Annotated in this window: 5 protein-coding genes; 1 reads left to right on the plus strand and 4 read right to left on the minus strand. The window is 44.0% G+C overall.

Annotated elements, in window-relative coordinates:
• Positions 1-200: 200 nt before the first annotated feature.
• Positions 201-4,445, plus strand: coding sequence for a two-component regulator propeller domain-containing protein (locus D0T57_RS01095; protein ID WP_163270006.1), 4,245 nt, complete (start codon positions 201-203; stop codon positions 4,443-4,445).
• Between the two features lie 95 nt (positions 4,446-4,540).
• On the opposite strand, the gene D0T57_RS01100 is transcribed toward D0T57_RS01095, so the two are convergent.
• Genes D0T57_RS01100 through D0T57_RS01115 form a run of 4 tightly spaced genes read right to left on the minus strand, consistent with a single transcriptional unit; the run spans position 4,541 to position 10,839 of the window.
• Positions 4,541-5,833, minus strand: coding sequence for an alginate lyase family protein (locus D0T57_RS01100; protein WP_163270008.1), 1,293 nt, complete (start codon positions 5,831-5,833; stop codon positions 4,541-4,543).
• Between the two features lie 54 nt (positions 5,834-5,887).
• Entirely contained in the window at positions 5,888-7,795 is a 1,908-nt protein-coding gene (locus tag D0T57_RS01105; RefSeq protein WP_163270010.1) for an IPT/TIG domain-containing protein, read from the minus strand.
• A gap of 30 nt (positions 7,796-7,825) precedes the next feature.
• Complete coding sequence (locus tag D0T57_RS01110) at positions 7,826-9,040, minus strand: DUF5013 domain-containing protein (RefSeq protein ID WP_163270012.1); 1,215 nt, start codon at positions 9,038-9,040, stop codon at positions 7,826-7,828.
• Between the two features lie 38 nt (positions 9,041-9,078).
• Positions 9,079-10,839 carry a RagB/SusD family nutrient uptake outer membrane protein gene (locus D0T57_RS01115; protein ID WP_163270014.1) on the minus strand — a complete coding sequence of 587 codons (1,761 nt, stop codon included), beginning with the start codon at positions 10,837-10,839 and terminating at the stop codon, positions 9,079-9,081.
• Between the last annotated feature and the right edge of the window lie 15 nt (positions 10,840-10,854).

Below are 10,854 nucleotides of genomic sequence, written 5' to 3' on the forward strand. Positions count from 1 at the left end.
ATTTATTGTAATGTATATAAATTATGATTTCCTAAAAATCTATATTTTTGATTACAGGTTTTCCTATCACAAATATATAGGTGGACAACCAAATCTAAGGTGGACATTTGACCATTTAAGGTGGACAAATCAATTTTTAAGTGTGAAAAATACATTTCTGATATATTATTCATAACTTTACTAGACCAAAACCTTAAGTCATGAAAAATAACCTTATAATATTATTAGGTATATTGGCAGGCCTGTTATCAAATAGCACGACATTTTCACAAAACAATCCTGTAGCATCCCAATATATATTCAGCGCTATATCTATCGACCAGGGGTTGCCGAGCAACTTTATCGACGATATATTTAAAGACAGCCACGGCTTTATCTGGGTATCGACACAAGGAGGGGGATTGTCGCGCTACGACGGCTACGGGTTTGTCACTTTCAATGTCAACAGCGTCCCGGTTTCGCTGAAAAGCAACTTTATAAGGAAGTCGATAGAGGATGATTACAACCGCCTGTGGGTAGTTTCGAACAATGGGATAGATATAATCAGTCTGGAAACATTGAAAGAAAGCGGTTTGTCACACGTTAACGATCTGGCAGAAGTATTATCAAACCCGTCGATCAATACTGTCTTTAAAGATAGCAAAGGTGCTGTCTGGCTACTATCCAACGACAGGATATTTAAAATAGATTTCGACAACAACGGAGAGGTACGAAACATCTCCCAAACAGCAAAGGACAATGCTTCGCATCATTTCTTTACGACCCTCTGCGAGATAAACGATGAGATATGGGCAGGCAACAATGGGTCGATATACAAAATAATACCCACCCGAAACAATAGCCTGCTGCCTCAGCTGATACCTGAAATACCGAAGCTGGGGCCCGGACTATTCATCTCTACCATACTGAAAAAGGAAAACTACATCTGGTTTGGCACAGAAAATGCGCTATTCAGGTACGACCTGTCGGACAAGTCGATAAAACACTACACTCACAATCCGGCAGACGATTGTTCGATATCGCAACACATGGTGACCGACCTGTGCTTTACCGGTGAAGGCACTCTCATAGCAGGCACCCTGAAGGGATTGAATGTATATAATCCATCGAACGACAACTTCGAACGACTGTCGCATCACAATAATGAACAAACACTCAACAACGACTTTATAAACTGTATCCTGCCCGATGGCAATAACCTGTGGATAGGCACAGAAGCAGGCGGGCTAAACAGGATGACCAAAAGAAGGCTTGCCGTTCGCAATTACACGCATATTCCACTTGACAAGAACAGCCTTTCGGCCAATCCCGTAAATGCAATATACGAAGACCACAACGGCAACCTCTGGGTAGGCACTGTGGAAGGAGGCTTGAACCTGAGGAACAAAGGCCACGAACAGTTTATACATTACACAACAAGTGGAAATTTCCTCAGTCACAACTCTGTAAGCACACTAGAGGAAGACAGATACGGTAACCTGTGGATAGGAACATGGGGAGGAGGTATCAGTATATTCGACATCAAAAAGTCTCCGGTAATCGCACCACGACATCTGACCAATCCGGGACTGGACTATATCGGAATATTGAAATACGACCCGGTAAACGACGGTATATGGATATGTACCAACAGGAATATACTCTACTACGATATAAAAACCGGAAACCTTCGGACACCCTTACCCAATGAGATAACACAAAACATAATGGGTACACTCGGCTGCATAATAGACGACCGCAACCAATTGTGGATAGGCTGTTCGGCCGGCCTGATCCTGGTAGACATAAAATCATTCGACCATACAAATTACACCTGCCCTGCCCGCTTCCTCGAACTAGACAACGAGGAGATAAACAAATGGTTCCTTAAGAACATCACCTCCATATACCAAGCTGAAGACAAAGACATCTGGATAGGCAGCAACGGTTATGGCATGTGCAAACTGGCACTGAACGGAGATAAATATACCTCCGAAATCTATACTACTTCGCAGGGTATAGCCAACAATACTATATTTGGCATTCTTGAAGACGAACAGGGATTAATATGGGTAAGTACAGGACGCGGCATATCGTGTTATAATCCCATGACAAGACGTTTTTCGAACTATACGAAGAACGACGGGTTGGCTAACGACCAGTTTTATTGGAATGCCTTTTACAAATCGCCCTCAAGTAAAAATATGTACTTCGGGAGTATGGGCGGGCTTATCGAACTAAAAGGAAGTCATCAGTACACCTCGTCAAACCAGCAAAAAGTGGTGTTCACCAAACTGCAAATACTAAACAGTACCATCTGGTACGACGGTAATAATTATATAGACAAAGACATATCATACACCAACCGTATAGAGCTGCACGAAAGCGATAAGTCTTTTTCCATCGAATTTTCCGCACTCGATTACGACAATCCCTCCACAGTTATTTACTCTTACCGCCTGTTGGGATTCGACGACAACTGGGTAGAAACCGATGCCAACCGACGCTTTATCAGTTACACAAACCTGCGCCCCGATACTTACAAGTTGCAGGTAAGGTGCATGTCGAGGTCTTACGACTGGAGCAACGATATTGCCGAAATAGAAATCACAGTGCATCCGTTTTTCTACAAGACGAGTTGGTTCATAGGGCTTGTTATCCTGTTATTGGTTATCCTGGCTGTGCAATTCTACAAATGGAGGGTAAACTCGCTGAAAAATCAAAGGGAAATACTGCACCGGAAAGTAGAAGAACGCACCCGCGAATTGGAGAACCAGAAGAAGCTACTCGAAGAACAAGCCATAGAACTGAAATTGCAGAACAATGTACTGTTCACCCAAAACGAAAAAATCTCTGCACAACGCCGCCAATTGATAAGCATGTCGAAGAAGGTGCAGGAGGCCATGACCGACCGCATCGCTTTCTTTACCAATATCACACACGAATTCAGGACTCCTATCACCCTTATAATAGGCCCCATAGAACGGGCCCTAAAGCTAAGTACAAACCCTAAGGTTATAGAACAACTGCAATATGTGGCCAGAAACTCGAAGCACCTGCTATCGCTTGTCAACCAGCTTATGGACTTCAGGAAAGTGGAGTCGGACAATATGAAGATAAACCTTACGACAGGCAATATCCTCGCATCTATAGACGAGATACTCATACCGTTCGAATCGTTTGCCCAAGAGCGGGGTATAATAATAAAGACGGTCTATAGAGTCGCGTCCCCATACATCCTTTTCGATGAAGAGGCTGTAAGAAAACTCATAACCAACCTTTTGTCTAACGCCATTAAATTTACGCCCGACAATGGAACTGTAAGATTGTATGTAGGCTCGGTTACCGATGACAAGACCAACGAAGAAAAGCTATATATCTGTGTACAAGACTCAGGTATTGGCATCAAGGATGAAGACCTCAACCGTATTTTCAACCGCTTCTACCAGTCGAAAGACCACGATAAATATCCAGTCTACGGCCAAAGCGGAACAGGAATAGGTCTTTACCTGTGCAAAAATATAGTAACCCTTCTCGGAGGTAAGATTTATGCGAAGAACAACCATAACCAGGGAGCTTCGTTCAGGCTGCTGATACCGATAAAGAGAGAAGACATAGCCAACTATTTCGCGTTAAACAAGGTCGAAACCGACCCTACCGAAGAGCCGGAACAGGAAGAAGACATACAATCACCCCTAACCAACAAACAGGATACTACAATACTCGTAGTAGAAGACAATATGGACATGAGAAAATATATCACCTCCATTTTATCTGATTACTATCATGTGGCTGAAGCCGAAAACGGAGCGGAGGCATTGGATGTATTAAAAAGCAATTCCATAGACTTTATTATCAGCGACCTAATGATGCCTGTCATGGATGGGCTCGAACTTTCGCAAAAGGTAAAAGCCGATTTATCTATATCGCACATTCCGTTCTTGATGCTTACTGCAAAAACATCGCTGGAAACTCAGATCAGCAGCTATAAAATAGGTGTGGACGAGTTTCTTGCAAAACCTTTCGATGAAGAACTTCTGCTGACAAGGGTGAAGAACATGCTGGACACCCGCAAACGGTATCAACGCAAATTCAGTATGAATATGAATATCGGCGACCTGAATATAGCAGAGGAATCTAACGACGAAAGGTTCCTGAAGAAAGCGTTGGAGATAGTCAAAGAAAACTATAAGAATACTGAATACGAGGTAAATGACTTTATCAATGCCATGAATGTAAGTAAGAGTCTGTTGAACAAAAAGATGCAGACACTCACAGGCCAGTCGGCAGGCAATTTCATCCGCAACTACAGGCTAAATATTGCCCGCGAGATGATATTGAAAAGTAAAGGGAATATGAATATATCGGAGATAGCCTATGAGGTAGGGTTCAACGACCCTAAGTACTTTACCCGTTGCTTTACGAAACATTTCGGCGTGCCGCCCAGCAATCTGAACAAGAAATAAAGAACGCCGAATATAAACCGGAATAGGTTATATATAACCGCAAAAAGAGGTTTGGAAGCAATTGCAGCCTCCAAACCTCTTTTATCCAGATCTATTTACTGTGCAAACATCAATGTGCCAAAGCCTAAGGAATCGAATCCACCGCTGTTTTCCCCATAGTTGCCGCCTCCACCTTCAGGGAAGCACCTGCTGTTTCCTATCTCGGTATACTTAAATTTATCGGCATCAGCTACCCCCTTTACTTTAGAATAATGGTAGTAAGGGAGCGCCCATATCGGGCGTAGATTGCCTCTTCCGCCTTCGCCCAATACCGTTTGCTCTTCAGGAGATATTCCGCCCCAGGCATTTTGTTTTTGCCAGATATAAGTCATATACGGAACATGGTCTGTAGTATAGTTATAGCAGGCTGCATATTCGCAGGCTTTGAGAAACATATTATCCTTGTAGCTATAAAAATCGTCTCCTTGGTTCCATGCCAACTGGCAGATAGTGCCTATCATCCCGACGCACATCAATGTATGCCCCTGGTCGCGGCCGCTTTCCTGTAATTGCGCGAAGTTGGCATATTCGCCGGTATAAACATAATAGATGGCACGCGACAACCGCCCGTTAGTATCTCCTTTTTGGAAATGCTCTATTGCCTCATTATAAATATCGCGGCGGTCGGCTAAGATACCGATTGCCATAGTAGAGGCGATATTACAAAGCCCCCAATTGGCCCAATAGTGGAGATGATTGGTATTGTGATGGCGCACCAGGAAATCCTTATTGGCAGGATAAAAGACATCTAACATCCATTTTTGATAGGCACTAAAATCTTCGTCATACCAGCCGTCATAATCCCTCAACAGCTCTCCTGCTACGGCAAATTCGTATCCATAAATACCTGCACCTAGCGATATATTGGTATCACCGCCAAGCCCTTTACAAATCCGAGCCCAGGCATTCAATATTTCTATAGCCTTTTCTGCATATTGCGGATCGTTTTCAATCTTCCAGCGTAAGCCTAGTTGGTAGGCTGCCGCAGCGCCACGAGCAGCATTCATATAATTTTCGCCGGTGCCTCCTCCTCTGACAATAATCTCGGTAGGGTAAGTTTCAAAATTGAGTTGAGCATATTTGCTGTTTTTCAACAATTCCCAACCTTCTTTCCACGGAGTATTCTCCAGATTCGTCCTTACACGCTCAAAGTCTTCATCTGTATGTAGCCCCCCGACATGTATCATCGGGGTGGTTGCTGGTTTCGATTCTATTTGTACGAGGTCTCTTTCGTCTTCGGGCAGAGGTATTTTGTCCAGATCTGTTTCTGCATCAATTCCCGGTAGGTCGACGCCACTGCCGCAACTCATAAGGAAGACAAAAGCAATTATATAATATAACTTTCTCATATTCTTTCGGTTATTAGTTTAACGAAACTATTATTTGTTTTTGCTTTGAAAATATTATTCAACTACTTCTATTTTGAAGTCGTTTATTTTCACATAACGCTGTTTTGCTGTCAATGTAGCAACAAAGCCTACAGAGATTTCTTTCTGGGCACTTAGTTCGAAGTCGACAGACAAAGCTCCTGTATTAGAAACACTGGTATATCCAAGAGTACCGGTAGCTACATCTTCTGTATTGGCAATACCGCTGCCTTCGCATACGACCAGATAGGCCGAACCGCTTATGTTGCGCTCCGATACATTTGCTACAAACCGGAATTTACCCGCAGGCAAGGTTGTGACCTGATATATTTTGCCGTTGGTCTTAGTAGTAGCAAATCCCCAGTCTGTTTGTAGAACCAGTGCCGTGTTTGTTTCACTTTTGCTTATATATTGCAAACCAACCGTTGCACCTCCATCACCGGCATTCAGCGCAGAATTTTCCACTACCCAGATAGCCGGCATTGCCCATTCGTTGCTCTTATATTTATCGCCAACTCTTTCGAATGGATTGGTATAGTTCTTCAAAACATATTGTGTGATATCCAAACCGGCTTTCATCACCACCAGTTCGCCTGCATCCTGAGCATCGGGTATTCCGTCGAATTTGAGTGCGACCATTCCGCTTTCGAATCCGTTAGGCACAGCAACCTGAATTGTTGTTCCAGTATTGCTTACCGGACTGGTTTCGATACTTCCGAACATAACTTTTACTGTAGCAGTATTAAGCCTCAATCCGGTTATTGATATCGTTTGTCCTGTTTTTACCAACTTGATATCTAAAGGATTAACAATTGGCGTTTCGTTGATCGTAAATTCACCTTTATAGATTTCAAGACCTAAGATATTCAATATGAAATCGACATCTCCGAACGTATTATTTTCCGGTGCAGGTACTTTCACGGTAATAGAAGTGGCTGTGCAGGTAAGAACTTCAGCCTGCTTCGTGCCAAAGTATATTTCCACATCTTCTACTTTTGTGCCAAACCCTGTCCCGGTGATGGTCACTGTTCCCCCTACATAGCTTGCCGCTGGCGACACAGATGTAACAGTCGGAGTTGGAAGCACTGTGAATGTTTGTGTAGTCTCTATTTTCTCATATGGTGTTTCCACCGAAACTACATTGCTGCCGATTACTGCATCTGCAGGAACGGTCACCACAATCTCTTCGTTGGTACAAGAAACCACAGTTGCCTGTTTATCTCCAAAGAGTACGGTCATACCCTCTACATTGCCGCCAAAGTTGGTTCCCGTCAGGGTCACTTGTCCTTTCCTGAATCCGCTTTCAGGAGATAGGCCTGTGAAAGTGGCTCTTTCCAATACGGTGAACTCATCCGGAGTATTTACTTTTTGTTCCGATATCTGCAGGTTGATCTTTCCTGTCGCTGCGCCTTCCGGTACTTCAACCACAATCTTTTCGTTGGTGCACGAAACAACCTTTGCTGTGGTTTCCATACCTGCAAATGTAGCCTTAACTAAGGTTCTGTTTGTGCCGAAGTTGGTACCAACGAAAGCTATCTGGTCGCCTACAAAGCCATGTAGAGGCTCTATTGATGTTACCGACGGTTTACCAAGTATAATAAACATCACATCTGATGCAACCTTATTGCCCAAAATAGACAAGGATATCTTCCCTGTTGTTGCACTTTCAGGAACTTTTACCACTATTTCATTATCATCGCACGAGACAACTTCTACCTCATCGTCGCCGATATAAGCCTTAACCAGTTCTTTCGATATACCAAAGTTTGTACCCGAAATCGTCATATTTTCACCTGCATATCCCGAAGACGGCGCAACGCCTGTAACGCTTATATTCCGTCCTTCATATTCAAGGTTCACGACTTCTTCCCCGCCATCGTCGCAAGCCGTCATCAGCGGCAACAGGAATAATAAAGGGAGTAAAAAATTATATATTTTTTTCATATTCATTGCTCTTTAATGGTTGGGTTAAATTTACCTTTTTTCTATCAGGTTCAGTTTGATATCACTGATCTTAATATACTTGTTATTTCCAAAAGTAGCAGACATCCCTATCGACACCTCTGTGTTGTTATCTAATGTAAATTCAAGCGTTTCGGTCACAGCAGGGTTGCTAGCTCCGATGTTCTGTGTAAATTTAGTGAAAACAATAGAACTGCTTTCCACTTGGTCTGTATCGGGCAAACCGACGCCCGCTGCTACCACAATATAAGTAGCATCTGTAGAAACATTGCACTCGACATATGTTACCTCCAAAGTGTAAACACCCGACGGAAGGGTTGTAGTCTGGTACATCTTACCATTGGTTATCGATGTGCCCGATCCTGTTCCACCCCATCCGACCTGCATACCTAAAGCATTAGCCCCAGGGAACATACCGCCTACTTTGCCTGCCGCAGCATCGGCATTTTTATTTACAAATACTTTCGCGGCATCATTCACTATCCAGTCTGTAGGGATAGCCAGCCCTTTGCCATCACCTATCTGCCCGCTTTCGTATGGTACTTGTGTAAACGGACGTTTGTAGTTTTTCAGGTAAAACATTGTAACATCTCCCACTGAATTTGGATTCATCAGCCCTGTACCTGTCAGCGTATAGCCATTGATAGTGACAAGTACCGCACCCGACTTATAATCTTCCGGTGTCTCTACCACAATCATTTCATCTTCTAAGCTTGTGATCTTGGCCGGTGTGCCGTTGAAGCTTACACTTACCGCATCCTGATCTGTGCCAAAGCCTGTACCAATAATGGTTACTATATCACCCGGAACTGCTACCGTAGGGCCAAAGTCGGCATTATCGGAAGCTATAGATATCAACGTAGGCGTAGGGAATACGGTAAATGTACCGATAGATATTGCCGGATTAGTCCACAATTGCAAAGTAACTTCTCCCGTGAGCGCTCCTTCCGGAACTTCCACCACAATAGCATTATTCTTGCACGAGAGTACATTTTTGGCAGGAATGCCGCCGAATGTCACTTTTACAGGTTCGGTACGGTCGCCGAAATTATTGCCTATAATGGTCACTTGTTCTGTAACATATCCGCTGGAAGGGTACATCTGCGATACCTCAGCCTGCGGATATACATATTTGCTAAATTTAGGATCTTCTTCGCAACCGGAAAATAATGTTGCGACCAAAGCAAATATCAACAAATTTATACTATTTTTTATTATCTGTCTCATAATATTCAATCTATTAATTGATTAGCTCGTGCTAAGGTTTATTTATAGCCCGGGTTTTGTATCAGGCTTGGGTTCTTGGCTATTTGCCCCGATGGCAACGGCCATAGATAATGTGTCTTGGAAAAATAGTGGTTCGATTTGCTGCTGATAACCACACAAGACAGCTTTCCTTTTGCTGTTTCCACTTTTTCTTCTCCCCAAACATAGGTGTTTTTTGCGTAGCGGGAAGTAGCATTGCCCTCGTCGTCGACAAAGACTGTAGGATACGAAGCATCGCCTACCACCATGCCGCAACGCGATTCGTTCAGGGCAGCTTCGGCAATCCCCCAGCGTTTGAGGTCGTCGAACCGGTGCCCTTCCATAAACAGTTCTACGGCTCTTTCGCGGCGGATTTCTTCTTTCATATCCAAACCGTGCAAAACTGCCATTTCGGTGGTGAGTCCTTTAACTCCTGCGCGTTCCCTGAGCTTGTTGACAGATTCGTTCAACTGTGCGTTGGTTATCTGCCCATACCTCTCTATCAGCGCCTCGGCATAGATGAGATAGACCTCGGCTAAGCGAAGTACGGGATAGTTGGCCGATTCTTCTTTATCTTTCCTGTAGCTGCCATAATTGTAAGTAGCAAATTTCTGGTTTCCATAGCCCGAAGTTCCGCCATTCAGGTTCATGGTAGGGCTAGGGCTGCCAATATAAGCTTCGAGGCGGTAATCGCGATTCTTAAATTCGTCGCCAACATTCTTATAGCCCATAAACTTGTCGGACTTATCGGCCGGCAAACCATCTGTGCAAAGAAACATATCTATCAGCTTGCGGCTAGGGTACATCTGCCATACCGTCCAGCTAAGGTTTATAGCACCCGGACGAAGCACATTGTCATATACTCCGTATAGGATAAACTCCTTGTTGGTCTGCTTGGTCAATCCTGCCGGATTGCTGCCTGCATCTTCCAGGTTGAACAGGTAGCGGCTGCTTAGGTTTTCGAGCTGTGTGTTGTAATTCCATAGTACATACCCACCTTTTTTCATCACCTCGTCCGACAGGGATATCGCTTCTTCGAGGAAACTGTTTACCTGATCGGACGACGGCCCTGCCGATCCTTCATAGTCGGTCTTGGTGCCGTTGTTTTTGCGCCAAGTAGCTTCGTAGAGTAGCACACGAGCCTTGAATGCTTTGGCAGCCCACTGGCTGACACGTCCTTTGTCTGCTCCCGAAATATTTTGTTCGAGCGGCAATCCGGCTATAGCATTATCCAGATCGGAGAGTATCCGGTCGATCACTTCGTAGCGGCTATGGCGCGCGCCATACAATTCGGGAGAATCGGTATTCAATACTTTGGTTACAATAGGAACGCCGCCAAAGAATTTCAGCAAATAGAAGTATGTATAAGCACGGAAGAAATAAGCCTCCGAAACAAATTGTGCAATATCGCTTTGGCTACCAGAGTATTCGAGCGCCCGTTCGAGCAGGATGTTGACCGTACGGATATTTTCATAACTGTTTTTCCATCTGTCATCCTTTGTTCCTACCATTATTTGCCCTGTACCAACGTCGCTCGACTGAGCAAAATACGCAGACAGGTCGGTAGCAGCATCCATATGCGAATAGATGTGCCCGTAGCGCGATTGCCATCCGATGAGCTGACCGTAAAACCCGGTAGCATACTCTTTGAAGTGTGCCGGAGTCTTAAAGTACACAACATCTGTCTTCTGATCGAGCGGGTCGAGATCGAGGAATGTATCCTGACAGGCTGATAACCCAAACAGGAGGGTAAAAGCCATTGTATATAATATTTTTTTCATATAATTCATCTTTTT

Source organism: Dysgonomonas sp. 511 (assembly GCF_010501105.1).
Taxonomy (GTDB): Bacteria; Bacteroidota; Bacteroidia; order Bacteroidales; family Dysgonomonadaceae; genus Dysgonomonas.

Excerpts from the sequence above, each read along its gene's own strand:
- D0T57_RS01095 (WP_163270006.1), top strand. The coding sequence starts at position 201 with ATGAAAAATAACCTTATAATATTATTAGGTATATTGGCAGGCCTGTTA.
- D0T57_RS01100 (WP_163270008.1), bottom strand. The coding sequence starts at position 5,833 with ATGAGAAAGTTATATTATATAATTGCTTTTGTCTTCCTTATGAGTTGC.
- D0T57_RS01105 (WP_163270010.1), bottom strand. The coding sequence starts at position 7,795 with ATGAAAAAAATATATAATTTTTTACTCCCTTTATTATTCCTGTTGCCG.
- D0T57_RS01110 (WP_163270012.1), bottom strand. The coding sequence starts at position 9,040 with ATGAGACAGATAATAAAAAATAGTATAAATTTGTTGATATTTGCTTTG.
- D0T57_RS01115 (WP_163270014.1), bottom strand. The coding sequence starts at position 10,839 with ATGAAAAAAATATTATATACAATGGCTTTTACCCTCCTGTTTGGGTTA.